Raw genomic sequence first — 25,405 nt, 5'->3', positions numbered from 1 at the left:
CTCCTCCTCAGTCCTCGACGTTCTCACGGACGCGGTCGCGCAGCGCCCCGAGGTCGACTTGGTGGACGTCCTCGCCCAGGGTCAGGTCGAGGGCGTGCGCGGCGGCGAGGCCCATCGCCGAGCAAGGGCCCATCACCCGGACGCTGGAGAGGGCGGCGGCGTCCCCGTCGACACAGCGGCCCGCGGCCACGAGGTTGTGCGCCTGCGGCGAGAGCATGCTGCGCAGCGGGACGTAGTGGACGTGGTCGGGGCCGAAGGTCTCCCATACGTAGCCCTCGACCCGGTCGTGCAGCTCGACCGGCCAGGCCGTCCGGGCGATGGCGTCGTCGAACTTCGTCTCCTGCCGTACCTCGTCGAGGGTCAGCTGGTGGGAGGCGGCGAGCCAGCGGGCCTGCCGCCGCCCCGGGAATCCGTAGGCCTGGACCTTGGCGTTCTTGAACGCCTTCGGGAACTCCTGCCGGAGGAACTTCACGACCCGGTCCGCCTGGGCGCGGCCCCGCAGCTGCGCGTCGGTGGCCTCGACGGCGGTCAGGGGAGCCTCGACGTGGGTCATGTTCATCACCGCGGTGTTGCGGCCCGGGAAGAAGAACGCGAGCCCGTCGCGGCGGACGAGGCCGTACTCGCCGGCCTTCTCGTCGACCCGGGCCACCAGCTCGGCGGGCTCCGGATTGCCGGACTCGTCGAGTCCCTCCAGGCGGATCTGCTGGGAGCCCCAGACGGTACGGTCGGGGACCTGGCAGGGCAGCCCCGCCTCCCAGGCGAGCGCAGCGTCGCCGGTCGTGTCGACGACACCGCGGGCGGTGACGCTCACGGGGCCGAAGCGGGTGGCGAAGTCGACCCGCTCGATGACGCCGCCCTCGATCCCCACGCCGCTGACGGAGGCGCCGAGGACCACCCGGATGCCGAGCTCCTGGACGATGTTCTCGAACCAGCGGCCGAGGGCCACCTCGTCGTAGACCACCGTCTGGGTGTGAGTACGGCGGTAGTAGATGTCGTTGGTCTTCTCCATCGCCTCGAAGAGCTCGCCGAAGATCCCGTAGGTCAGCTGGCGGTAGTCGGGCGCGTTGCCGTAGATCCCGCAGAAGAGCCCGATCATCGAGTTGACGCACTGGCCGCCGAGGACCGGGAGCGCGTCGACGAGGACGACGTCGCGGCCGAGGCGGCGCGCCTGGATGGCCGCCGAGAGCCCGGCGATGCCGGCACCGACGACGAGGATGTCGGCGTCGAGCCGTTCGGCCGGATGGTCGGCCGGCTTGGTGACCGTGTGGACGACGAGATCGGAAAGGGCGTGGGGCATGGTGTCGTTCGTCTTTCTTGAGAGCGTTGGTCAGTTGGCGGCGGTCCGGCGCAGCGTGGCGCCCCGGTCGAGCGGCTCCACGGCGTCGGCGTACACGCCGAGCCAGGAGCCGGGCCGCGCCGGCCAGGTCTGCGGCGCGCGTGTTTCGGCGTACGCCTCGATCCGGCGGTTCAGCTCTTCGTCGTCGATCAGCAGGTCGACGGTCCGGTTCGGGACGTCGATCGCGATCTCGTCACCGGTGCGGACGACGCCCAGCGGGCCGGGCACGCCTGCCTCGGGCGAGATCTCGCCGACGACGATGCCCTTGTTGACGAGCCCCGAGAGCTGCCCGTCGGTCACGAACGCCACCTGCTCGCTCAGGCCGGCGCCGTTCAGCGCGAAGACCACGTTGGAGGCCATCCCCATCCCCGGTGTTCCGGTGACGCCAAGCCCCCGCAGCACGAGGACCTCGCCCGGCAGCACCTCGCCGCGCTCGATCGCCTCGGTGGCCTCGGGCGCTGCCTCGAAGACACGCGCCGTGCCGCGGAAGGTGCGGGCCCGGTTCTCCGTCACCGACAGCTTCACGATGCCGGAGTCGGGGCACAGGTTGCCGCGCATCAGGACGATGGTGGACTCGGCGCGCATCGGCTCGGCGCGGATCACCTCCGCGTCGACGGGGGCGCCGGCGACGGCCTCGGCCATCGGCTTGCCCGTGACCGTCATGGCGGAGCCGTCGATCCTGTCGCCGAGCTGCCGGAGCACGCCGCGAGCGCCGCCTGCGGCGTCGAACTCGTCGATCGTCGTGGGCCCGTTGGGCTGGACGGCCGCGATCGGCCCGACCTCCCGCCCGATCTCCTCGAAGAGCCGGTGGACATCGATGTCGTACGGCGACTCCGCGGCGATCGCCTCCAGATGCTTGACCGCGTTGATCGAGCCGCTGACCGCGATGACCGCCGTCACCGCGTTGCGGAACGCGGCGGGGGTCATCACCGTGCTGGGGCGCCGGTCCGCCTCGATCGCCGCCATGACGACCGGGCCGGCGGCCTTCGCGGCCGCCCACATCGTCTCGCTGTTGGCCTGGGTCGGGGTGGAGCCGGGCAGCGCCATCCCGAGCGCCTCGGCGACGATGTGCATGGTGTTGGCGGTGCCCATCCCCTGGCAGACGCCGGGGCCGGTGATGGCGCGGTCGGACATCTGGCAGAGGTCGTCGAAGCTGATGGCGCCCGCGGCGAGCTTGCCGGCGTCGACGAAGACCTCCTCGATGTCGACACGGCGACCGTTGTCGAGGACACCGCAGCTCTGGTATCCGCAGGCGACGATCACGGTGGGGACGTCGGTCCGCGCGGCCGCCATCAGCTGGCCGGGCGTCGTCTTGTCGCACGACGCCAGGCAGATCATTCCGTCGAGCTTCGCGCCCTCGACCACCGACTCGATGTCGTAGGACACCAGGTCGCGGCCCGAGAGCACATATCCGCCGCCCCGGCCGGCGGCCATGCTGAAGTCCGTCGGCGCGACGGTGCGGATCTCGAAGCCCAGCCCGCCGGCGTCGTACACCGACTGGCGGACGGCCTCCGCGACCTTGTCGAGGTGGGCGAAGCACGGCGCCAGCCCGGAGGAGGAGTTGACGATGGCGATCTTGGGCCGACGGATCTCCTCGTCGTTGTAACCCAGCGCCTTCCACTGCGTGCGGGTCGTCGCCCAGCGGGAAGACCCGATCGGATGGTTGCTCCGCAGCTCTGTGGACACCGCTTGACTCTTTCCTGGTTGTTGCTGGTGGTTCTGTGCGAAGTGACTGAGGCGGGCGTCCGTCATCAGGAGGCGGCCGCCGTCTTCACCGGCGCCACGCCGGTCGTGGGTGTCTCCACGGAGATCGCTCCCTCGGCCTCGGCCGGCAGCCGACGCTGGACCCGGCCGAACACGAACAGCACCACCACCATCACGGCCGGGCAGACCGCGAACACGGTGAACGCGCCTTGTGCCCCGAGACCGGCGTCGAGGATGACACCGCCGAGCCAGGGACCGACCATCGCACCGATCTTGGCGACCGAGGACGCCCAGGCGGCACCGTTGGCACGGATCGCCGTCGGGTAGAAGGTGCCGGCGATGCTGGTGATACCGCCATGACCGCCGTTGACGAACATCTTGGCGCCGATGACGAAGGCGACGTAGACGGCCGGGGCGAGAGCTCCGCTGCCCAGCGTCACCATGCAGACGACGGCTGCGAGCGGCATCCACAGGATGATGCCCGCGCCCTTGCGGTCGACGAACCGGCTGATGAACAGCTGCGCGACGGCGCCCGCGACGCTCGCCAGGGCGGCGATGGTGGCGGCCGCGCTCACGCTGAAGCCCATCCGCTCGTTGATCATTGGGGTCCAGAAGACCAGGAAGTAGATCAGCGCCGAGGAGAGGAGGTAGACGACCCACAGCAGGGGAGTGATGGCGGCGAGGTGGCCGCGGAAGAGCTGGGCGGGGGTGAACCGCTTGCCCGAGTGCGCCTGCTCCTGGGCCTCGGTGGTGAAGCGGGTCCCGGGCTCGATGGACAGGCCCGGCTGGAAGCGGCTCAGGATGCGGGAGATGCGCTCGTCGCTGTCGGGGCGGGCCTTCAGCGCCAGGAACTTCACCGACTCGGGCAGCAGCGGCAGCACCGCGAGGACGGTGAGCAGGGAGCAGACACCGCCGACGACGAACACCGATCGCCAGCCGTAGTCGGGGATCAGCCAGTTGGAGACGGGACCGCCGGCGGCGCCGCCGAGCGTGTAGCCGCACATGATGATGGAGACGGCGGTCACCCGGAACCGCTTCGGCGCGTACTCGGCCGCCAGGGCCCAGGTCAGCGGGAGTACGCCGCCGAGGAAGAGCCCGGATATGAAGCGCAGGGCGAACAGGTGTGCGTAGGTGTCCGCCTGGGCGAAACCGAGCATGAAGACGCCGAATCCGGCGACCGACACGATGATGGTGGGACGGCGTCCCATCCGGTCCGCCAGATAACCCATGATCAGCGCACCGATCATGGTGCCGAAGAGGCCGACCGTGCCCAGGGTGCCGAGCTGCGTCTCGGTGAGCCCGAAGTCCTTCTTGAGGTAGGTGGCGGCGAACGACAGGATCTGGAAGTCGAAGCCGTCGAGGAAGGTGATCAGACAGCAGACCGCGTACATCAACAGCCAGCGGCGGTTCGCTCGCTGACGCTCGATGATCGGGGCCAGTTCCACGAGGTGTGGTGTGGCGCTCATGGACGTCTCCTCATCATTGAGGGGAGGGCGGGGCGGGGTGCGGGGTCGATGCGGGCCGTGGCGATGCCCTGGCCGGCGTCGACGCTGCCCCGGTCCCCGGTTCGGATGTCGGTCAGCGGGTCCCGGTCCGTACCGGTCACGGTGGGGACGCGGGTGACGACCGCGCCGAGCGCGGCTGTTCCGGTCATGGCCGCGAAGGCCATGCCGAGGGGTGCGGCGCCGGCGAGCCGGGTCGCCTGGAAGAAGCCCGCCGCTCCGGAAGAACGGGCCGATCAGGGAGCTCCCCACATGCTCGCCGAGCATGGGCAGGCCGTCGATCAGATGTGACCTGCGCCATGGTCAGGACATGGGGCATCGAGGGCTCCTGTGGAAGGGGGTTGTGCCGCGACCGCGGCTCTCACTGCATGCCCCGCACCGTAGGCGGACCGTCTCGCCGGAGGGAATGCCCAGGTCAATAGAGCGTTCGACTGGGAGGTATCAATTCCGTTTATGGTCCAAGGCGGGCCGCCGCCCGGGCCACCAGGTCACGCAGCCAGCTGTGCGCCGGGTCCTCGTCGTGGCTCGCGTCCCACCAGAGATGCTCTTCCAGCGGATCGAGCGATACCGGGCAGGCGAGCGTGCGCAGCCCGTGCGCGGACCTCAGCGGCGCGGCGAGCCGCTCCGGAACGAGCGCCACCCGCCGCGTTCCGGAGATGAAGTCGGGCACGGCCCGGTAGCTCTCCACGCGTACGGCGATCCGTGGCCGGATGCCCAGGGTGCTCAGCTGCCGGGTCGCCGGAGCGGCCGACGGGTAGCCCTCGTCCCGGTGGTAGGGCACCACCCACGGCAGCCGTGCCAGGTCCTCGATGCCGAACGACTCGGTCCCGCACAGCGGGTGGTCGGCGGACACCAGACAGACCCACCGGTCCTGGAAGAGCGGAGCCGAGTGGACACCTGGGGTGCGGAAGTGGCCCAGCGGCGGGGAGACCATGGCGTCGACGAGCCGGATCGCGTCGCCCGCGCCACTGCCCAGGGTCTCCCTGATGAGCTGGACGTGGAGCGCCGCATGCGGCGCCTCGCGGTCGAACAGCCGTGACAGCGCGGGGCCGAGGACCGTCGCCTGGTAGTCGGCCATCAGCAGCGTGAACTCCCGCTCGGTGGTGTCGGGGTCGAACGCCCTGCCTGTCGCGAAGAGCCTCTCGGCGGCCGCGCACACGGTCTCGACCTGCCCGGCCAGCTGCGCGGCGAGCGGCGTCAGGACGTAGGCACCCTGCACCCGGGCGAGCAGCTCGTCCCCGAAATGTCGGCGCAGCCGGGACAGCGCGGCGCTGACGGCGGGCTGGGTGACGCCGAGGTTCCGGGCGGCCCGGGTGACGTTCCGCTCGCGCAGCAGCGCTCGCAGCGTCACCAGGAGGTTGAGATCGAGGTTCGCGAGGTGCGTGGGACGGGACTGCCGTGGGCTCATATGTCCGGGATTCTGCCCCACGCACGCCGACCTTCGCCATCCTTCACCTCCTGGCCGCCTCCGCGGTCGGGGAGGCGGTCACCGCCGCCCGAGCAGGGCGGCGGTGCATGGCGTGCCCCGGCACGCGCCGCCCGCCGCCCCTTCGGCTGCCGACCTCCAGTCCTCTGCCACGGCGGCGGGCCGCCGGCGTCCTCACCCGGCGCTCCTCGTGGGCCCTGCGTTCCTCATGGGCCTCACGCATCTCGTCGACCAGCGTGCCGTGGAACACGGATGTGCTTCTCGACGAGATCGGCCGCCTGCGCGCCCTCCCCCGCGCGCACCAGCCGCAGCAGCTCGGTGCCGCCGTGGCCGGCCAGTCCTCGGCTCCCTGCAACGCCCGAAGTGATGGGCTGCATGAAATTGGCAGTTGCCGATCGTCACTGAGGTGTCAGTGGGGAACCTGCCCTGAACTGGGAGAAGACGCTGACGCCCTCTGCTTCCTGTGATGCGAGTGACGAAAGTCGGCGTCATTCCCGTGCAGACCGGTATGGCATGTGGCTTCTGACCCGCTTGGATTCGTGTACGGCCGGGACTGTAGTCCTGTTAGTAGGTGCCAGCGCTCACCTAACTTGATCTTTAACGTGCGGCGTCGAATGGTCCGTCGAACTTGATCACTCGGTTTGGTATCTGCCGGACATGAAGGCGGCCTTCGTCTGAACATGTGCTCCGACCAAGGAACACACACATTCAGCACGAAGGCCGTGAGGATGAGTCTGCTGCATCACGACGCCCGGCGAGAGTCGCTCGCACAACTGTCATGCTTCCGGGGCGAGTTCTATGCCTGCCTGACCTCCCGTTCGGACGTGTTGTTCGAGCTGGCTGATGCTGTTCTGTGCGGCGACGGGCCGGTGAGGTCGCTGGCCGAACTGTCGTTGGTGGGTGAGCACCGCCGCGGCCATGGAGGGCTCTACTCAGCCATGGCCCGTGGACGCATCGATGACGGCCGGCTGCGGCGGGCACTGGCAGAGGTGCCACTGCCGCGGTCTGCCGACGGCCGGCTGGTCCTGGCGATCGATGTCACCTGCTGGCTGCGGCCCGACGCCCACACCTCACCCGAGCGGATTTTGTGTCACACCTATGGCCGGGGCAAGGACCAGCACATCCCGGTCCCCGGCTGGCCCTACTCGATCGTCTGCGCGCTCGAGCCGGGCCGTAGCTCATGGACGGCGCCGCTGGACGCGCTGCGTCTGAAGCCTGGCGACGACACCGCAACCGTCACCGCCCGGCAACTGCGCGATCTGCTGCAGCGACTCATCGCAGCAGGGCAGTGGCAGGCGGGCGACCCCGACATCCTCATCGTCGCGGACGCCGGATACGAAGCGCCCCGCCTCGGCTTCCTCCTGGGTGACCTGCCGGTCCAGGTGCTGGCCAGGATGCGATCCGACCGCGTCCTGCGCAGAGCGGTCCCACCACGGCTGCCACACACTCAGGGCCGACCGCCCCGGCACGGCGGCGAGTTCGTCTTCGGACAGCCCAACACCTGGAGCATCCCGGACACCGAAACCATCACCGACACCCGCCTCTACGGCACTGCCAGGGCCCGGTCCTGGAACCGGCTGCACCCCAAGCTGACCCACCGTTCTTCCTGGGCAGCCGCAGACGGCACCCTCCCGATCGTGGAAGGAACGGTGATCCGCCTGGACATCGGCCATCTGCCCAGCGGAGCAACACCCAAGCCGGTCTGGCTGTGGTGGTCAGACACCGATGCGACCCCGGACGACGCCGACCGCCTCTGGCAGGCATATCTCCGGCGCTTCGACATCGAGCACACCTTCCGCCTGTTCAAACAGACCCTCGGCTGGACCTCCCCAAAGCTCCGCACCCCCGAGGCAGCCGACCGATGGACCTGGCTGATCCTCGCTGCCTACACCCAACTGCGGCTCGCCCGCCCACTCGCAGCCGACCGGCGCCGTCCCTGGGAGAAACCCACCCCGCCGGACAGACTCACCCCCGCCCGAGTCCGCCGCGACTTCCGGCACATCCGCCCGCAATCGGCCTGTCCAGCCCAAGCACCGAAACCTTCGCGCCCTGGCCCCGGACGGCCGCCGGGCCAAAAGAACACACGACCCACACCCCGCCACGACGTGCATACACCCCGCAAAACAGCGGCAGCGAAAAAGAGAACGACGAAGTCAACCACCCCACGACCACGCCGCACAGGTTAAAGATCAAGCTAAGGCTTGTCCCGTAAACGATCTCTGTGGCGTGGTGGTTGGTTGGAAACCTGTTGGGAGGACGGTGGACGGCCACAGGTTGCTCGGGGACCATGGCCTGCATGCCAACGTGGACTATCAAGGCGGAGCCTGTCATTGGCGCGGGTGTCGATGAGGTGATGCGGGAGTACTTCACCGAGATGGGGCGGCGGGTGCTGGGGCGCCCAGGTACAGAGGCAGAGCTGCAAGCGGTGCTTGTTGAAGATCCTCACCATGTGCTCAGCCCGCCCGACGGCGAGTTTCTCGTTGCGCGCGGGGATGAGGGTGAGTTCCTGGGCTGCGCAGGGTTGCGGCTGCTCAGAGGCGCTCCGGAGACTGCGGAGCTCAAGCGGATGTTCGTGCGCCCCGCTGGGCGGGGAGCGGGGTTGGGCCGGGGCCTCCTCCTCGCCGTCGAGCAATCAGCTAGGAGGCTGGGCGCTGCCCGGATCGTGTGCGAGACCAACACCCAACTCACTGAGGCGCGGGCTTTGTACACCAGGTACGGCTACGAGGAAACCGGACCCTACGAAGGGCATGGCAAGGCGGATCACTGGTACGTCAAGGTCCTTAGCTGAAGGACTGGGTGATCGAGGTCGAGCCGTCCCCCTTGGGATGATCTTGATGTGGCTGGTGTGATCACGGCGTCGGAGCCGACTTGGATAGCCCGTTTCAGCGGGCTGAGCCCGCGGGTCTTTGGGAAGTTGGTGAAGCAGCTACGCCGAGGGGAAGCGGACGCCCCGGTCCGGGGGCGGCCATGGAAGCTGCCGCTGGAGGATCGCCTGCTGCTGGTGGCCGCTTACTGGCGCACCAACCTCACGCTGCGACAACTGGCCCCGCTGTTCGGGGTGTCGAAGTCTTCCGCCGACCGGGTCATCGACCACCTCGGCCCGAAACTCGCGCTGCGGCAGCGCGAGCGGTTCGCCAAGGGTGCCGTCCTCATCGTGGACGGTACCCTGGTCCCCACCCGTGACCACTCAGTCGCGGAGCAGTCCAAGAACTATCGGTACTCCACCAACCACCAAGTCGTCATCGACGCCGACAGCCGACTTGTCGTCGTGGTCGGCCGGCCTCTTCCGGGCAACCGCAATGACTGCAAGGCATGGGCGGAATCCGGCGCCAGGGACGCGGTTGGTGCCACCACGACGATCGCGGACGGCGGCTATCCGGGTACCGGCCTGGTGATGCCGCACCGCCGCCGCACGGGCGAGGAACTTCCCGACTGGAAGGTCGCACACAACACGTCCCACAAGCAGGTGAGAGCTCGCGTCGAGCACGTCTTCGCCCGCATGAAGTGCTGGGAGATTCTGCGTGATTGTCGCCTCAAGGGAGACGGCGTCCACCACGCCATGCGCGGCGCATCGCGCAAGCCTTAGTCTGCAGTTGGAGAGGTCTTTTTTGCCTCCGGCGCCAGGACAAGCTCGAGCAGCTCGATACCGATGCGTCCCGCCGATCCAATGCGGTCAACCTCGGCATGCCAGCCTTCGACCAGATCGCCTGAGCGAGAGCCGCTCCGCCTGCCGCCGCAGTACTGTGACTTCGCATGACCGACACCGACACCGAGATCGAGATCACCGCAGATCTGGTCCATAACCTGCTGCAGGAGCAACATCCAGACCTTGCAGGGCTGGCCATCCGCGAGGTCGCGGGCGGCTGGGGCAACCAGATGTGGCGCCTCGGGGACGAGTTGGCCGTGCGCATGCAGCGCATGGACCCCACCCCGGAACTCCAGCTAAAGGAGCGGCGGTGGCTACCTGTGCTGGCCCCGCACCTGCCGCTCCCGGTGCCGACCCCGGTGCGGTTCGGCGAACCGTCCGAGCGCTTCCCCAAGCACTGGACTGTCATGACGTGGGTTCCCGGCGAGCCGCTGGACCACGGCTCGATCAGCCGCGGCGCCCACGCGGCCGACACACTGGCGGGTTTCCTCCGGGCGCTCCATGTGGAGGCGCCCGCCGAGGCGCCGATCGCTACGGACCGCGGTGCCCATCCCAGGAACTGCAGGGATGGCTTCGAGAACTTCTTCCAGGCCGTCGCCCCCGACGACATCGCTGCCGACGTCCGGGCCGTCTGGGACGACGCCGTTGCGGCCGACGCGTGGGAGGGCCCGCCAGTGTGGGTGCACGGCGACCTCCATCCCGCGAACGTCGTCGTCTCGGACGGAACGCTCTCGGGCATCGTCGACTTCGGTGACATGTTCGCCGGCGACCCAGCGTGGGACCTCGCCGCCGCATGGGTGCTGCTCCCCGCGGGCACGGCCTCACGGTTCTTCGACATGTACGCGCATGCAGACGAGGAGGCGATCCGGCGCGCCCGCGGGCTGGCCGCAATGAAGAGCCTCTTCCTCATGCTCATGGGGCAGAACGGAGATCGGGGCCTTCCCGGCGGCAAGCCGAACTGGGGGCCTGCAGGCCGGGCGGCACTTGATCGTGTTCTGAAGGGCGTTTGATACGCGCTTCTTTGAACATGTTCTCGATCTTGGTTGAGGGCCGTACCATACCGCTGCAGAACGCTCTGAGGGGAGTAATAGTCAAGACTTGTGGATAAGGATTCTTGGCTGCCCTGGCATAGAACGCCGCCGCATATGATCAGCTCGTGAACTCCGCCGCCACACTGCATGCAGTCCCGACACCGTCCGCTCCCGCTCTCGTTCTTCGGCCCTGGTGCGCGGAGGACGTTGATGCGCTGGTCGGGGCGTTCCAGGACTCCGCTTTGCGCCACTGGACGAGCACGCCCGTGGAGAATGATGCTGACGGGGCACGGTGGGTGCGGGACCAGCAGCGTGGTTGGGTAGCAGGGAACCGGTTCGGCTTTGCCGTCCTTGAGGCACAACCCGACGTGGCTCACGGACAGTTGGTGGGCAACGTGGTCCTCAAGGAAGTCGCGTCCGGCAAACCCTCTGCTGAGGTGGGATATTGGACAGCAGCCCATGCGCGGGGACGGAGTGTGGCGCCGCGCGCTCTTGAGGTTCTCACCTACTGGGCCTTCGACACCTTCGGCGCGCACGGGCTGGAACGTCTCGAACTCCTTCACCAGGAAGACAATCGGGCATCGTGCCGCGTTGCGCAGAAGAGCGGTTACGAGTTCGACAGAGTCCTGCCCGCAGCGCCGCCCTCCTTCCCTCTCGATGGCCATCTGCACATACGGCGCACGGATTCCTGAGATCCATTCGTCTTCTGCGGACAGAGTGAAGCTGTTCAGGCCGCTAGGGTCTCGGGGCGATCGACGAGGTGGCCGCGTTCGAAGCGGGCGCCGGCGCGGACGAGTGCGACGAGGTGGGGTGCGTTCACGGCTCGCCAGCGGGCCTGGGCGGACTCGACGAGCTTGAAGACCATGGCGAGGGCGGCGGCCGCGCTGCCGGCGCCGCGGGTGACCTTGGTTCTCAGCCGGACGGTCGCGAAGGTCGACTCGATCGGATTCGTCGTGCGCAGATGGACCCAGTGCTCGGCGGGGAAATCATAGAACGCCAGCAGCTCGTCGACGTCATCAGTGATCTTCCGGGTCGCCTTGGGCCACTTCGACGTGCGAGCCTGCTGCCGATATAGCCTCAGCGGACGCCCGTTTCGCAGCGGGTTTGCGGCCAGCGAACAGTGTGTAGGAGAGATGGGGAGTCGATGGCTCTGAAGGAAGGCCAGCGGGTGGAGCTGGCAGCCGACACCAGGCTGACCGATTCGGTTGAGGTGTCGGGGGTCGTCGTCGGGTTTCTGTCTCTGGCGGCGGGCACCGGCGGGACCATCGAGCGGGTGACCGACCACCAGGACGAGAGCGAGGACGTGCGCGAGTACGAGCGGCTCAAGTCGCTGCTCGACGCCTTCGGACTCGACATGCCCACGGATAGCAGGAGGCAGCTCGAAGAGAAGGTTGGCTCTCTGGAACCCGCGTGGACCGCCTTCCAGGAACGGGCGCCTCACGTGAGCGTACGGGTCCGCTTCGACAACGGGTTCATCCTCGACGGGGCCGATGAGGACGTCTTCGTGCCCGCCTGAACTCGCCTGAACGCAGTCATCGTGATCCGGGTCCCGGCCGCCACCCGTGGGCTGCGGCGCGGACCTTTCGGGCGGCTCAAGGCCGAGCGGGTACGGCAGTTGGACGCGCTGGGCATGGTCTGGAGCGTGCACGACCTCCCTGGACCCTGTGTCCCTCCGCTGCCGAACCCAAGCAGGCCGCCGAGTGGCTGGAATGGTCGACGGTCGGGTGGAGCGGCTCGTCTAGAACTCCGAAACCCTGATCACCTGGGCTGCTATCACTCTCATGACCAGGTGCCTCCCCCGGAGCAAGAAGGACCCTGTCCGTCCGCTCCTCACCCCACCACTGTCGGCGCGCGTCCGCTGGATGGCTTACACCATGGCCGCCACCACCGCGGCAACCACGGTGACCGCAGCGAGAGCGACTATGACAGCCCGGCCGGTCCGAGACGGCAGCAGATCGGTGACGCCTTTACACTCCGCCGCACCGCGCTGATCATCGGACTCAGATTCCAGCCAGTACGCCCCCAGCAAGGCTGCAAAGGGCACAGGGAGGTCACCGCGATCATCCACGACATGGCTAACGACTGATCAAGAAATCAGAAACAGCTGCTCATTAGCGCCGGACCCTGGTGCAGATCACCGGCTCGCCGGCCACGTCGTCCGCCCGTAACAGCGACTTGGTACATCACATGCTCCTCGACGGAGACTTCGAGCACTTCTATCGCGCGTACCTGGAGGTCGTCACCGCGGGAGAGATCCTGACGCGGCAGGATGCCGGCTGCCAGATTGACCATGTCCTGACGGTAGCCCTCGACCGGATGCAGCCCGGCTACCTGGCTGTCCCGGCCGACCTCACCGACGCCCGGGTGGACGCCGCACCGCTGACCAGGCCCCTGACACCATCGCCCAGTGACTCGGCGAGCCTGCGGGAGCACGAGCCCGCGGCAGGCGAGGACCGGGCAACCGAGCGCTGGCTACGCGTCGAGCTGCGGGCGGAGCGGCTCGACTAGTTGCCTCCGGTACTGGCCTCACTCGACCGGCCGTTCGTCATCGAGCGCCCCGATGAACTGCGCGACCTCGTCATCGAGCTCGCCGATCGCCTCGCGTCCTACGCCCGCCAAGCCTGACCGCGAGGAACCAATGTCATGAGATGGCACACCTAGAGATACTCAGGCCAGCAGCTTACGGGCTGCCCCGCGATTGATCTTGGGGTGTGCCGGCCTGGGGTTCGGCTGGTTGGTGGTTCAGCAATCGCTCGTCGGCCCGTTACTCGTACCGGTACTTCAGCGAGTCCGCCTCCGCCTGCTCGATGTCGGCGATCGTCAGCTCCGGCATCCCCAGTTGGGCCAGCGTCACCTCGGCCGAGGCCGGCTGGGCGTCCGCTGGCAGCCACTGCTCCGGCTTCCAGGCCCCGCTGCGCAGGAGCGACTTGGGGCAGTGCGGGTAGACCTCTTCGATCCCCAGCACCAGCGCGCTGGCCGGCGGCTTGCCCACGGCGGTCAGCTGCGACAGCAGCTCTGGGCGGGTGGAGACGCAGGCCCGGCCGTTTACCCTGAGCGTCGTGGTGCGTCCCGGGATGACGAACAGCAGCCCGGCCCGTCCGGTGGCGACGATGTTCTGCAGGGTGTCCAGACGCTTGTTGCCGGTCGCGTCCGGTATCGCCACCGTCCGTGCGTCCAGGACGGCGACGAACCCGGCGGGGCCGCCGCGCGGGGAGACGTCACAGTTGCCCTCGGCGTCCGTGCTGGCGACCAGGACCAGCGATGAGCAGCCGATCAACCGCTGAGTCTGTTCGGTGAGTTCGGTCATCTGCTTGCGCATGGCCGCGTCGCCGGGGAGTGCGTAGGCCCGGCGCAGCGCCTCCTGGTCGGGCACGGCGTCGAGGCGGAGCGAGTCGAAAGCGCTGCTGGCAAGGGGTGTCGTCATGCCTCCGACACTAATGGGCCGACCTGCGATTGATCTTGGTCGGTGAGTGTGGGGACATAGAGACACCCGCGCGAGTTGTCTGGTGTGTGAAGATCAAACAGGTCCGCGCGGCCATGTCCCATCCTGCCTTCTGCGGGCTGTCGCGCCAACATCTGGGCGAGTTGGTCGCGGGACTTGCCCCGCGCTGGGTGGCGCGCTGTGAGTCCGGGCGCCATGGGCGACGTGAGGGCAACCGTCGGCGGGAGGCGGGAGGCGGGAGGCGGGAGGCGGGGGCCGGGCCGAAGTACGAACCCGCGATTCGTCGTAGTCGGCGATGGGCCGTCCGCCGGCCTGGAAGCTCCCGACTGTGAACTCGTGTGTTTCCATCTCGAGCGCGGTGACAAGTTCCGTGAGTGGGTTGCCGGTGAGGCCATGGATCCATGAGGCGCCGCGGTCGACGGAGAACCCTGCTGTGCGGTCCGTCCAGATCCGCCCACCGACACGGTCCCGCGCCTCAAGCACGACCACGCGTTGTCCTGCGGCGTGAAGCAGTCGAGCTGCGGTGATGCCGGCGATTCCCGCGCCGACGACGATCGTGTCCATCATCTTCTCTCTTCTCCAGGGATCTCAAAGTCGGATCTGCGTGTCGGCTGTCGGAGGCAGGCGTGCCGTCGACGGTGCGGTTGGCGCGGGCCAAAAGGGCAGCGGTTTGCGGCGTACGGGGTCGAGGGTGGTGCGGTGGCCGGCCGGCAGATCGAGTTTCACCTCGGCGCCGATTCGCGAAGCGCCGACGCCGAGCCCGGTGTCAGCAGGTGTGGCCGTGGCCGAGTTGGGTGAGGGCCAGGTCGAGCATGTCGGCGAAGAAGTCGGCGGCGGTGGTGTCGATGCACAGCGGCGGCTTGATCTTGAGGATGTTGAGGTGGTCTCCGGTGGGCTGGACGATGACGCCGAGGTCGAGCATGCGGTTGCAGAGCTCGGCGGTCTCTTCGGTGGCCGGTTCCAGGGTGGTGCGGCCCCTGACGAGTTCGAGGCCGAGGTAGAGGCCCGAGCCGTGGACGGCGCCGATGATGCCGTAGCGGTCGGCCAGTGCCTCCATCCGGCGCTTCAGATGGCCGCCGACGCGGACCGCGTTGCCCTGGAGGTCCTCGTCGCGCAGGGTGTCCAGGACGGTGAGGCCGACGATGCTGGAGACCGGACTGCCGCCGGTGGAGGAGAAGAAGTAGCCCTGCTCGCGGTAGCGATCGGCGACCGTCTTGGAGGTGATGACGGCACCGAGGGGGTGCCCGTTGCCCATTGCCTTGGCCACACACACGATGTCGGGGATGACCTCCTGCTGTTCGAAGCCCCAGAACCAGTTCCCCAGGCGGCCGTAACCGACTTGGACCTCGTCGGCGACGGCGAGGCCGCCGTGACGGCGCACCGCGGCGTACACCTGCGCGAGGTAGCCGTCGGGAAGGGCGACTCCTCCGGCGTTGCCGTAGAAGGTCTCGCCGATGAACGCTCCTGCCGGGCGGCCCGCGGCGGCCAGCTCGTCGATGACCGCGGCGGCTTCGGGCCCGTAGCGCAGGGCGTCGGCGCCGCGGTGCCGACCGCGGTAGGAGTTGGGCGAGTCCACGGTGTGGACCCAGCTGGGGCGGGTGGCCAGGGCGTTCGGGTTGTCCTGGAGCGAGGTGGAGACCGCGTCGGAGGCGTACGTCCAGCCGTGGTATGCCTCGCGCAGTGCGACGACATCGTGCTGTCCGGAGGCGCCGATGGCCAGCCGGAGGCCCAGATCCACCGCCTCGGAACCGGAGTTGACCAGGAACACCGTGTCCAGAGGTTCGGGAAGGAGGCCGGCGAGGCGTTCGGTGAACTTCACCACCGAGGCGTAGTGGAACCGAGAGTTGGTGTTGAGCCGTCGCAGCTGCCGGGAGACCGCCCGCTCGACGCGGGGATGGGCGTGGCCCAAGGGGGTGACGTTGTTGACGATGTCGAGGTACGCGCGGCCGTCGGTGGACAAGAGATGATGGCGCCAACCACGCTCGATGCGGGGAGGGTTGGCGTAGTAGTGCTCCTGCACGGTCGCGAACACGGCGTCGCGCCGGTCGAGCAGGTCCGTCCCCTCAGCGAGACCGGTGGCTGCGAGGCCGAGGAGCGGTGCGGGGTCGGTGGTGAGCGGCAGCCAGCCTGCGGCGTACTCGGGACGCACCAGCGCAGGGACCGCGGGACCGGCAGCGGCACGCAGCGAGACGTGGATCGAGGCTCCAGAGGGGAGGTGCGCGATGTCCTCACGCGCCTGGACTGATGCGCCGACAGAGAGGAGAGGTCGCACCGTAGGCGGGAAGGACAGGGTCAGCACCCGTGAGCCGTGGGCGATCTCGACCTGGCCCCAGTCCGCCACGAGGACCTCACCCACAGCGGGAGCCTGTGCCACGGTGGCCCGACCGAGCCACAGGTCGATACCGGTGGGCACTGTGGCTGCGGAAACGGCTGACAGTGCCGGGGCCTGGGTGAGTCGCGCCTGGGCATACCGTGTGGCGACTGCGGCCGCGCCGTCCGCGAGCGCGGTGGTCACCAGCCGGGCTTCGGTGCCGGAGTCGATCCAGGCTCCGTCGTCCATGGCATCGGCGTCGGTGGACAGATCGACGAGGACGATGTCGGCGGCGGCGAGGTCCCGGAGAAGCGGCTGCGGCGGTGAATCGGCCCGATCGGGTACCCCGGCCAGGCCGGTCGCGTCCTTGACGAGGTGGATCATCACCGGAAGGGGCAGGCAGGTGGCCTGCTCGAATATGCGCCACTCGCGGTCGAGCGCCGCCTTGGCATAGGCGTTGTCCCCGTCGACGGCGACCTGGTGGCGCCCGCTGGCGACCAGGCCGGCGGCGCGCAGGACCACGAGTGGCCACAACGCCTCCGCCTCCTGCGGGGAGAGCGGCCGGACGGCGTGGAAGGCGCGGATGGCCGGCAGCACGTGGTGGGGTTCGACCCCGTCGTGGTGGAGCATCGAGGAGAGCGACACGGCGAGTTCGCCGACCGCCCAGCTGGCGGTCACGTCACCGAAGTCGATGACGCCGTCCGGCATGGGGGGCCGACTGTCGGGCGTACGGATCAGATTGTCGTCGGTGAGGTCCAGGTGCACGGCCTGGGACGGCAGTACGTCGGCAACCTGCTGGACGCGTGCCCACGCTTCGGCGGTCGCGGCGCGTACGGCGGCGCGCCGCTCGGGCTCGCCGATGTGCCCGGCGAGCTTGGCGACGACGCGGTCGGCGTACCGCAGGTCCCATTGGAGTACACGGTCGAGGCCCGGGTGCCGGAAGTCCCGCAGCGCGGTGCTGACTTTTCCGACGATCGTGCCCATGGCCGCCACGGTGCTGGCGGAGAGGTGCCGGGGTCCCGAGAGCGTCCCGCCGGGCAGATGCCGCAGCAGTCTTGCGACGGCCGGCCCGCTCTCGGTGTCCACCGCCGTACGACGCGGGGAGCCGTCAGGACGCCGCAGGACGGTGGCGACGCGCAGTTCCGGGTGCGCCGATGAGACCAGGTCAGCGGCAGCGTCCTGGGCTTCGATCTCCACAGCGCCGAAGGCGGGGTTGGCGATCTTCAGAACGGCCAGGTCCGCCCCGTTCTCGTCGCGCAGCAGGAAGTTGGCGTCCTGCTGGCTTCCCAGCGCTGCCGCGTGTGCGTCGAACCCAAGGTCCTGACCAGCGATGCGCTCGGCGTCGGCCGGCGTCACCCGCGGTGCGGGAAGGGCGTCCTCGGTGAAGAAGTCGATGGTGCGGTGCTCGTCCTGCGACATGCGGAGTTCCTCGGCTCGTACGGGCGGGCTGGGCTGCAACGCTCCGGTGCCCTCAGTCGACGTGCCACAGGAAACGGTGGGTGTGGATCGCGAAGTAGGGGAAGTTCTCCACGGATGCGACACCCTCGACGGGCCGCACGACGTCGTTGATGAAGTCCAGAAGATCCCGAGGCTGAGCGCACACAACCTCCGCGAACAGATCGAAGCCGCCGGACGTCAGGACCGTGTACACGACCTCCTCATGCCGGGACAGCTCATCGGCCACCGCCCGGGGATCGCCGTCGACACGCAGCCCCAGGAGCGCCATCGCTTGCTGGCCCATCGTCATCGGATCGGTCACCCCGACGACCTGGACGGCCTTGGCATCGATCATTCGCTGCAGCCGGAGCCTCGCAGCCGAGGGCGACAATCCCACCTTCGGTCCCAGATCTGCATAGGGAATCCGGCCGTCGACCTGTAGCTCCCGCAGGATGGCCCGATCGATGTCGTCCATGAAGCACCTCTCACTCTTACCCAAACAGCAGGCGCTGCGCTTGTTCCAAGCACAGTGTCCGATCCTAACGCTCGAATCAAGTCCGCTGACGATCGAATCACGAGTTTCGCGGGTGCTGGGCGCGCGAGAGCGCCTGGGAACACCTGCCGCAGGAACTCGGCTTCGGCTCGGGCACGACCTGCTGACGCCGCCTGGCCGAGTGGACCAAGGCCGGCATATGGCCCCGGCTTTACGAGGTTCTCCTTGCCGAGCTCCGCGGCGCGAACGTCCTGGACTTCTCCCGGGCTGCGGTCGACGGCTCCCACATCCCGGCGTTAAAGGGGGCCCCAGGGCCGGACGAAGCACGGTCGACCGGGGCAAGACGGGCAGCAACGGGCAGCAAACACCATCTGATCACCGACGCCACCGGCATCCCGCTCGCCGTCACCCTGACCGGCGGCAACCGCAATGACGTCACCCAGCTGATCCCGCTCCTCCACGCTGTTCCGCCCGTGCGGGGCCAGCGCAGCAGACCTCGACGCCGCCCTGACGTCGTGCTCGGCGATCGCGGCTACGACCACGACAAGTACTGCCGTCTAGTCTGGGGCCTCGGCGTGAAACCGCTGATCGCCCGCCGGGGCACCGGACACGGCTCCGGACTCGGCGCCCAACGCTGGTTTGTGGAGCGCGCGTTCGCCCACCTCATCCGCGCGGGCGGCGCCGGGCCGGGATCGGTGTCGGCGGGAAGCTCCCGCGGGCTCGGGGAGAAATCGAGCAGTCCGGGAACGTCGCCCGTCTTCCTGCCCCGCGCCGACGGGCGTCTCGTCGTTGACCATCGCCTAGCGGGATGGGCGCCGACACCGGTCCGCGCTCAGCCCTCCAGGCTGCCGATTGCCTCGGCCAGCCACTTCTTCTCCTCGGTGCCGGTGGCGCGAGCGATACGCAGCATGCCCTGCCGGAAGAGGCCGGGCGCCTCCTCGGCTCGCACAGGCTCGCCATCACGGTAGAAGAAGCTCGCCGGGATGTTGAGGAAGGTCTGGCGACGACGCAGCACCGCAGCCTGCTCGGCACGGTCCGGGAGATGGTGCAGGAAGGCAAGCAGAGTGAAGAAGCGCTGCCCGTCGGTGATTTCGGCCTCCTTCGGGTGCCGCAGCCGGGCCAGCAGTTCGGTGCGGCCCGCCTCGGTGAGCGACAGCATCCGGCGGGGCGCGGCACCACTTCCAGGCTCGGTGTGCTGCTCGACCAGACCCGCTTTCACGAGCCGGGAGATGGCCGGATAGAGCGCCCCGTCACTTACCGGGCGGATGTGGCCACTGAGGCCGTGGATACGGGCTTTCAGCTCGTATCCGTGCAGGGACTCCTCGAAGAGGAAACCCAGAATCGACAGCTCCAGCATGCCCCGAGCTCCTTCCAGCGCCTGTCGGCGCGCTTGCCCATCCAGTCCCGCCATGCTATCTCTTTTCGCTGTACCTCGATTAGAGGTACAGCGAAAAGATGGGGGCAGTCATGGGGAGGGCAGCAGAACACCGGCGCAGCCTGGTGTCGCTCGCGTATCCGGTCTACTTCGAGCTTCTCGCGGGGGTCACGGCCGGGATCATCAACATGGTCTGGGTGGCGCGGCTCGGCGGAGGCGCCGTCGCCGCGGTGGCTGTCGCCACGAATGTCGAGAACCTGCTGCTCGGCGTCATCCTCGTCGTCGGCTCTGGCACGACTGTGCTCGTCGCACGAGCCAGAGGAGCGGAGGATTCGGCAGCTATACGCTCCGCCGTGTGCGGCGGATGGGTCCTGTGGGCGCTCATCACACCCTTGGTCGTCGTCGGTGGATACCTGTGCCGCGAACCGCTCGCGCACCTCGTACTCGGCGGCAGCGGCGGCGACTCGCTGCCCCTCACTATTGGCTATTTCTCGATCGCTTTGCCAGGAATCGGGGTGTTCTTCGCCACCAACGTCGTCGACGGCATCCTCAAAGGTGCGGGCGACACCCGCACCCCGATGAAGCTCGCGATCCTCGCGAACGGACTGATTCTCGGGCTGGATCCCTTCTTCATCCTGGGGTTCGACCTCGGGGTGCGTGGGGCGGCGATCGCCACAGTGCTGGGCCGGACGGTCGCGCTCATTTGCGGATTTGTGGCGCTGCACCGCAACGGCGTACTGCGACAGGCAGCCCAGGCGGCACCGAACCGGGCCGGTTCGCTCAGTGCCGATGCGCGCAGGACGGCTGCGACCGGGCTTCCCATGTCGGCCGACTTCGTCGTGCGGATGGCGGGGGCGCTAGCCATCGTCGCCATCGTCGCCCGGATCGGCGTCAGTGAGGTCGCCGCGTACGGGATCGCGACGAAGGCGATGTACGTCGCGACCATGGCCTTCTACGCGATACGCCAGGCTGCCTCCATCCGCACCGCCCATCTGCTCGGTGCCGGACGCGACGAGCGGCGGGCTATCGGACGACAGGTGTTGCTCCTCGCCGGATCACTCGGGCTCACGGCCCTGCTGACACTGCTCGCCGCCGCGCCGTGGATCATGCGGGCCTTCGGCAGTGAGGCAGAGGTGGCTGACGCAGGGTCGCTCTATCTGCGCTGCTTGGGGCCGTACTTGATGCTTCTCGCTTGCTTCATCGCGCTGGGCGGGGTGTTCGAGGGCAGCGGTGGCAGCCCGGCCCTCGCGCGGATCACCGTGTGCGGCGTGGCACTCCAACTCGCGCTTGCATACAGCCTGTCGGGTTGGGGGCTGCCCGGCATCTGCCTGGCCATGGCGCTGTCCATGGCACTTCAGTGCGCAGCCATAGCCAGAATGTATCGGCGCACGGAACATCCGACAGCCACTGACTGCGACAACAGTCGGCTGAAGATCTCCGTCACAGAGCCCGACAGCCCTTCACCCGACACTCGACTTGCCTGATGAACGCCGGATACGAGGCCGCAGTGGCGCTGGGGCCGTCACCGGGCCCACAACCTCCTGCCAGGCCCTGGCACGAGGAGTCAGAGCCAGAGCGCGTACGGGTTGTCCCGAACCCGAGCAGTTCGAGCAATCTGGTGACGATGCCTTCCGCTGTGTCCTGCTCGGCGGCGACCCGGGAGAAGTCGCGCAGGTAGTCGCTGTTGATCAGCTATGGGTTAGCGTCGGGGTCCGCCGGGTTGTTGTCGCGGCGGTGGTTGTTCCGGGGAGGGGGCGAGTGGTGCAGACGGCGTTTGATGAGTCCGAGCGGCGGAAGTGGGCGGGGCAGGCCGATGCCTATGCTGCGAGTTTTGCCAAACTCTGCGCGTATCCGGTGCCCGGGCTCCTCGACACTGCCGGGGTCCGGGAGGGTGTACGGGTCCTCGATGTGGGGACGGGCACGGGCACCGCCGCCGCGGTTGCATGTGATCGGGGAGCGAAGGTGACGGCGGTGGATGCCGAACCCGGCATGGTCGCCCAGGCCGCGCTGGCGGCTCCGGAAGCTGACGTGCAGCTTGCTGCTCTGCCCTGCTTGCCGTTCCCCGACGACGAGTTCGATGCCGTGGTCGGCAACTTCGTTCTCAACCATGTCGGACGGCCTCGGGAAGCCCTGAGGGAGTTGCGGCGTGTGACGCGTCCTGGCGGGCGGATAGCCGTCACCATCTGGGCGGTTCCCACGGCCGCCGGGCAGGCCCTGCTGGGTAGGGCTGTCCAGGCGGCAGGCGTCACCCGTCCAGCTCACCTGCCGGCTCTTGCTCCCGAAGACGACTTCCCCCGTACTGAACAGGGCTTCGCCGCGTTGCTCGGTGAGGCGGGTCTGACAGACGTCCTCTGCGACACCTTGACCTGGGACCACCGGACGACGCTTGAGGAGTGGTGGAGCGGGCCGGCCGCCGGAGTGGCGACGATCGGCCAGATTGTGACGAGTCAGGACCCGGTGGTCGTTGCCGAGATCAAGGACCACTTTGAGTCGTTGTGCGCGGAGTTTGCCGGTCCGGGCGGTGTACTGGCGTTGCCTCACGCAGCCTTGATGGCGCATGGCCAGGCTTGACGTTGCCCTGCCCAAGTGGATGGGCTGAGGCTTCTTTCGTCCGGCTGACCTTTGCCGGCCAGCCGTCGACAGCGGTCGGTTTCCTCGGCCAGCTGAGGTCACGCCTTTCCGGGCGAGGCGTCTGGTCATGAGGGTGATGGCGGCCCAGGTGATCAACGATTCGCTCATCTCGGGGAGACGTTCGTGACCGCGGCAGTGGCGTCGGGCTCGCATGATCCACGACCAGGAGGGTTCGACGACCCAGCGGCGGGTAAGGACCACGAAGCCCTCCGCGTCCAGCAGGCGTCGTACATCCACTGCCCGCACAGGGTGACCGAGTTACGCATGATCCACGGATAGGGAAGCGCGAGGTCCGCACCCGCGGAGCATGCCGATACCGTCCCGCTGTCGCCTGCCAGCGCATGCCGAGCTCATCGAGGTCTGCACGTCGTGCATCGGTGAGTTTGTTGGCTCGTCGGCGTGTGTTGGCGAGGAACATCCCCAGCTGCATGAGCGCCCCGCCTGCGCCGTCATCCTGGCCGTTCGCGCCGCCCCCCGACCCCCGGCTCCCTCGACCCCGGCCTCGTCCAAGGGCACTAGCTCGATGTGTTTCCTGGGTACGTTCAGGTGCCCCTCCCGACTGTGGAACTGACGGGCAGCCGCCAGGTTGAGCATCCACTTGTCGTCCCGGGTGCGGCGTACCGGCCGCTCGTCCTCGCCCGCTGCCTCCAGGCCGAGGACGTGTCCCAGCAGCCACTGCTGCGCCGCCCCGAGGTTGTCCCACCCCAACCGCTGTACCTGCACGCACACGCCGAGGTCTTCGCCCTGCACGACCGGAACACCCGCCTCGCGGGGGAGTGTGCCGCCGGCATCGATATGGCTTTTGGCTGTAGGAAGGGGCTTGGGTTCGCGGGGGCGTAGCAGACGTGGATCTATTGTCTGGCCTGGGGTGTTGGGGTTCACTGGGTCGGTTGGCCTGGCTCGGGATGCTTCAGGATTCGTGAGGGTGGAGCGGTATCCAGGATGAGAGGGAGAGAGCTAAACGGGGCTGGGGGAGGGGTGGTGGGTGTGGCGTTGCGGGTGGTGGGTTCCTTGTCCTTCCCGGAGGCCGACCGGGCTTCGGGGTATCTGGGGCTTTGGAGGGGGAGTTGGTGGACCGGTTCGTGTTGGCGGGGGTGGGAGCGGGGTTCATGGACCGGTCGGGAGCGGATGAGCGTGTGACGCTCACGCAGTTCGCAGTGGTCCCCTGCAGGCTGGAGGGCTGGTCTCCTCGACGTGCAGCGGATGCATGACGCTTTGCGTGCGTTCTTCACCCGGGAGGGTGGTGCGTAGGCGTGGGGGAGCAGTTGGCTGGCAGGGGACATGATCGTCGCTTTCAGCCTGGCCCGAGCGAGGGGCCGGTTCCGGGCGTCTTATCCGACCTGCCGGCGTTGCCGGGGAACCTTCTTCGCGACGACTCCCTTTTCTTGTTCGATCTCGAATCAACAACACCGCGTTGTTCAGAGCCCGGTCGGGGGCCACCGAAAGGACACGCGATGTTGCTGCATCACATCGCCTTTGCACGCATCGACTTCACCATGGAGTCCCTCGAGGGCGCCCGCGCCCGTGTCGGAGAGCTCACCGACTTCTCCCGGCTGCTGACTCCATGCAGGCGCTGCTGGAGTCACTGGCCCGTGCCTGCCACCGGACACCCCCAGGTTCTCTTCCAGCTCCACCCCGGTCCCACCGTCCGGCAGGCCCTCCAGGGCCGTGCCGTTGCCCACGACGACGATGCGGGCGGCCGGTTCGTCCTGCTTGGCCAACCGACCCCAACAGGGCCAGCAGCTCAGGGATCCGGTCGCCCATGGTCAGCACGGCGACACCCACACGGGGCCGGGTCACGACCACCACATCCTCACGGCCGGCGATCAGGTGAACGGCGAGCGTACTCCAACCAAACCGAACCGCCGCCCCAGCGAGAAAGGCCCTGGCTTCCGGCCATTTTGTGCGGTGCGACGACCATGGCGACCTGGCCTTTCACCTCCTCGAGACTAGTCGGATTCACACCTATTCGAACTGATTGGAAATCTTCACGAGTCGCCACAGCCCCCATGACCTGCACACATGGCATTCACTCCATGCATACAGGTCGGGCACGTCTCAAACACGGTCAGTCAAGTGGCCTTGCCCCGTTGCTTAGGCGAAGCTGCTCCCGGCCCACAAGGCCCCCGACCCTCCTGAAGGAGCCCTCATGCGCACGAACATGCGCTTCGCCGCCACCGCAGCCACCGCCACCGCCCTGATCGGCGGAGCACTCATCGCGACCTCGGTCACCGCCACCGCGGCGCCCGCCAGTCTGTACGCACCCTCGGCACTGGTCCTGACCGTCTCCCAGCCCGGCGGATCGACCGACACCGCAGCTCGTGCCGTCACACTGAGCTGCATGCCCGGCGCGAGCGGCACCCATCCCAACCCCGCCGCGGCCTGCACCGACCTGCGCGCCGCCGACGGCCGGCCTGACTCCCTGCTGTCCACCACGCCCGGCCAGGCCTGCACGAGACTGTGGTCCCCCATCACCGTCACGGTCGACGGCGTCTGGCAGGGCACCCGCACCTCCTGGAAACACACCTTTGCGAACTCCTGCGAAATGAACGACACCGTCGGGCAGAGCAGCCTCCTCAACTTCTGACCTCAGCGGCACCCCTTGGGGCCGGGCAAACGGCCCCCAAGGACGGACGCCCCCGGTTCGTGCCCCGTGGGCGCAGATCCCCGTGGATGAGTAGCCTTTGCCTGCCACGCACCAGGTTCCCCGCGTGGCAGGCAAAGGCATATCCACGGCACAGCCGGACGCACGGGTCGAACGGGGCAACCGGACGCGGCAGGCGGTGCTGAGCCCAACAGTCGAGATCGTGTCCGTGGAGGGGCTGCAGGCGCTGCCTCGGGCGGAGCTCGAGGTGCCGTCCCTCGTCCAGCAGCTCTCCGGCCACCGAGACCTCGCTGGGCTCCGCACGCGGGGAACCGGCGACCTTCAGCATGTCCGGCCACTGCGTGATCACCTTGTTCAGGTTCACGCGGTTACGGGCCAGATCATTCCTGGATGCGCAGGGGATCTGCCGGCTGTGCCGCAGGCAGGCCACCCTCCTCCACCGCGATGACCAGGCCGCATCCTGGGA

General features: G+C 68.4%; 20 protein-coding genes and 5 pseudogenes. 12 read left to right on the top strand and 13 right to left on the bottom strand.

The features are described 5' to 3' along the window. Window positions 1-7 precede the first annotated feature (7 nt). The 6 genes and pseudogenes from OG574_RS01035 to OG574_RS52590 all read right to left on the bottom strand — a co-directional run. Complete coding sequence (locus OG574_RS01035; RefSeq protein WP_326771404.1) at window positions 8-1,297, bottom strand: FAD-dependent oxidoreductase; 1,290 nt, start codon at window positions 1,295-1,297, stop codon at window positions 8-10. 30 nt (window positions 1,298-1,327) lie between these two features. Beyond that, window positions 1,328-3,022 (bottom strand): dihydroxy-acid dehydratase domain-containing protein, encoded by a 1,695-nt coding sequence (locus OG574_RS01030; RefSeq protein WP_326771403.1) that lies wholly within the window; start codon window positions 3,020-3,022, stop codon window positions 1,328-1,330. A gap of 65 nt (window positions 3,023-3,087) precedes the next feature. Beyond that, the gene (locus OG574_RS01025) at window positions 3,088-4,506 is read right to left on the bottom strand and encodes an MFS transporter (RefSeq protein WP_100596889.1); all 1,419 of its coding nucleotides are present in this window, start codon (window positions 4,504-4,506) and stop codon (window positions 3,088-3,090) included. Beyond that, complete coding sequence (locus OG574_RS01020; RefSeq protein ID WP_326771402.1) at window positions 4,503-4,694, bottom strand: hypothetical protein; 192 nt, start codon at window positions 4,692-4,694, stop codon at window positions 4,503-4,505. The genes OG574_RS01025 and OG574_RS01020 overlap by 4 nt, the downstream gene beginning before the upstream one ends. A 299-nt stretch (window positions 4,695-4,993) precedes the next feature. Beyond that, a complete protein-coding gene (locus OG574_RS01015; RefSeq protein ID WP_100596887.1) occupies window positions 4,994-5,950 on the bottom strand; it encodes a LysR family transcriptional regulator in 957 nt (318 codons plus the stop codon). A gap of 241 nt (window positions 5,951-6,191) precedes the next feature. Next, window positions 6,192-6,332: pseudogene (locus tag OG574_RS52590) on the bottom strand (GntR family transcriptional regulator); the annotation flags it as partial. A 364-nt stretch (window positions 6,333-6,696) separates the two neighbouring features. Here OG574_RS52590 and OG574_RS01010 point away from each other — a divergent pair. From OG574_RS01010 to OG574_RS00990, 5 genes are all read left to right on the top strand, one after another. Then, window positions 6,697-8,154 (top strand): NF041680 family putative transposase, encoded by a 1,458-nt coding sequence (locus tag OG574_RS01010; protein WP_326771401.1) that lies wholly within the window; start codon window positions 6,697-6,699, stop codon window positions 8,152-8,154. A 110-nt stretch (window positions 8,155-8,264) separates the two neighbouring features. Beyond that, window positions 8,265-8,756, top strand: a complete 492-nt coding sequence (locus OG574_RS01005; RefSeq protein WP_326771400.1) for a GNAT family N-acetyltransferase — start codon at window positions 8,265-8,267, stop codon at window positions 8,754-8,756. Between the two features lie 48 nt (window positions 8,757-8,804). Next, window positions 8,805-9,554, top strand: a complete 750-nt coding sequence (locus tag OG574_RS01000) for a transposase (protein WP_326771399.1) — start codon at window positions 8,805-8,807, stop codon at window positions 9,552-9,554. 167 nt (window positions 9,555-9,721) lie between these two features. Further along, entirely contained in the window at window positions 9,722-10,624 is a 903-nt protein-coding gene (locus OG574_RS00995) for an aminoglycoside phosphotransferase family protein (protein WP_326771398.1), read from the top strand. Window positions 10,625-10,770: 146 nt separating this feature from the next. Next, window positions 10,771-11,337 carry a GNAT family N-acetyltransferase gene (locus OG574_RS00990; protein ID WP_326771397.1) on the top strand — a complete coding sequence of 189 codons (567 nt, stop codon included), beginning with the start codon at window positions 10,771-10,773 and terminating at the stop codon, window positions 11,335-11,337. Window positions 11,338-11,372: 35 nt separating this feature from the next. On the opposite strand, the pseudogene OG574_RS00985 reads toward OG574_RS00990, so the two are convergent. Continuing rightward, window positions 11,373-11,696 (bottom strand): annotated as a pseudogene (locus OG574_RS00985) (transposase); the annotation flags it as partial. Between the two features lie 222 nt (window positions 11,697-11,918). On the opposite strand from OG574_RS00985, the gene OG574_RS00980 reads away from it, so the two are divergent. Beyond that, window positions 11,919-12,161: a hypothetical protein gene (locus OG574_RS00980; protein ID WP_326771396.1), complete on the top strand. Its 243-nt coding sequence runs from the start codon at window positions 11,919-11,921 to the stop codon at window positions 12,159-12,161. A gap of 899 nt (window positions 12,162-13,060) precedes the next feature. Next, a pseudogene (locus tag OG574_RS00975) lies at window positions 13,061-13,270 on the top strand (transcriptional regulator); the annotation flags it as partial. A 139-nt stretch (window positions 13,271-13,409) separates the two neighbouring features. On the opposite strand, the gene OG574_RS00970 reads toward OG574_RS00975, so the two are convergent. The 4 genes from OG574_RS00970 to OG574_RS00955 form a co-directional block, all read right to left on the bottom strand. Then, window positions 13,410-14,069 carry an MSMEG_1061 family FMN-dependent PPOX-type flavoprotein gene (locus OG574_RS00970; protein ID WP_326771395.1) on the bottom strand — a complete coding sequence of 220 codons (660 nt, stop codon included), beginning with the start codon at window positions 14,067-14,069 and terminating at the stop codon, window positions 13,410-13,412. A 93-nt stretch (window positions 14,070-14,162) separates the two neighbouring features. After that, window positions 14,163-14,651, bottom strand: a complete 489-nt coding sequence (locus OG574_RS00965) for an FAD-dependent oxidoreductase (RefSeq protein WP_326771394.1) — start codon at window positions 14,649-14,651, stop codon at window positions 14,163-14,165. A 202-nt stretch (window positions 14,652-14,853) separates the two neighbouring features. After that, a complete protein-coding gene (locus OG574_RS00960; protein ID WP_326771393.1) occupies window positions 14,854-17,817 on the bottom strand; it encodes an aminotransferase in 2,964 nt (987 codons plus the stop codon). A 52-nt stretch (window positions 17,818-17,869) separates the two neighbouring features. Next, window positions 17,870-18,310 (bottom strand): Lrp/AsnC family transcriptional regulator, encoded by a 441-nt coding sequence (locus tag OG574_RS00955; RefSeq protein WP_326715418.1) that lies wholly within the window; start codon window positions 18,308-18,310, stop codon window positions 17,870-17,872. A 134-nt stretch (window positions 18,311-18,444) separates the two neighbouring features. On the opposite strand from OG574_RS00955, the pseudogene OG574_RS00950 reads away from it, so the two are divergent. Next, window positions 18,445-18,993, top strand: a pseudogene (locus OG574_RS00950) (IS5 family transposase); the annotation flags it as partial. Between the two features lie 167 nt (window positions 18,994-19,160). Here the strand turns inward: OG574_RS00950 and OG574_RS00945 are convergent. Beyond that, complete coding sequence (locus OG574_RS00945; protein ID WP_326771392.1) at window positions 19,161-19,685, bottom strand: PadR family transcriptional regulator; 525 nt, start codon at window positions 19,683-19,685, stop codon at window positions 19,161-19,163. A gap of 110 nt (window positions 19,686-19,795) precedes the next feature. On the opposite strand from OG574_RS00945, the gene OG574_RS00940 reads away from it, so the two are divergent. The 3 genes from OG574_RS00940 (at window position 19,796) to OG574_RS00925 (ending at window position 23,174) form a co-directional block, all read left to right on the top strand. Further along, on the top strand, window positions 19,796-21,187 hold the full coding sequence (locus tag OG574_RS00940; RefSeq protein WP_326771391.1) for an MATE family efflux transporter: 1,392 nt from the start codon (window positions 19,796-19,798) through the stop codon (window positions 21,185-21,187). Window positions 21,188-21,461: 274 nt separating this feature from the next. After that, window positions 21,462-22,274, top strand: a complete 813-nt coding sequence (locus tag OG574_RS00935; RefSeq protein ID WP_326771390.1) for a class I SAM-dependent methyltransferase — start codon at window positions 21,462-21,464, stop codon at window positions 22,272-22,274. 606 nt (window positions 22,275-22,880) lie between these two features. Further along, entirely contained in the window at window positions 22,881-23,174 is a 294-nt protein-coding gene (locus OG574_RS00925; RefSeq protein ID WP_326771389.1) for a hypothetical protein, read from the top strand. 752 nt (window positions 23,175-23,926) lie between these two features. Here OG574_RS00925 and OG574_RS00920 read toward each other — a convergent pair. Then, window positions 23,927-24,134: pseudogene (locus OG574_RS00920) on the bottom strand (glycosyltransferase family 2 protein); the annotation flags it as partial. A gap of 349 nt (window positions 24,135-24,483) precedes the next feature. Between OG574_RS00920 and OG574_RS00915 the strand changes: the two are divergent. Then, window positions 24,484-24,921, top strand: a complete 438-nt coding sequence (locus tag OG574_RS00915; protein ID WP_326771388.1) for a subtilase-type protease inhibitor — start codon at window positions 24,484-24,486, stop codon at window positions 24,919-24,921. The last annotated feature ends 484 nt before the right edge of the window (window positions 24,922-25,405 follow it).

The organism is Streptomyces sp. NBC_01445 (assembly GCF_035918235.1).
Lineage (GTDB): Bacteria > Actinomycetota > Actinomycetes > Streptomycetales > Streptomycetaceae > Streptomyces.
Note: the sequence above shows the minus strand (reverse complement) of the source record. Positions and strands in the feature narration are given on the sequence as shown.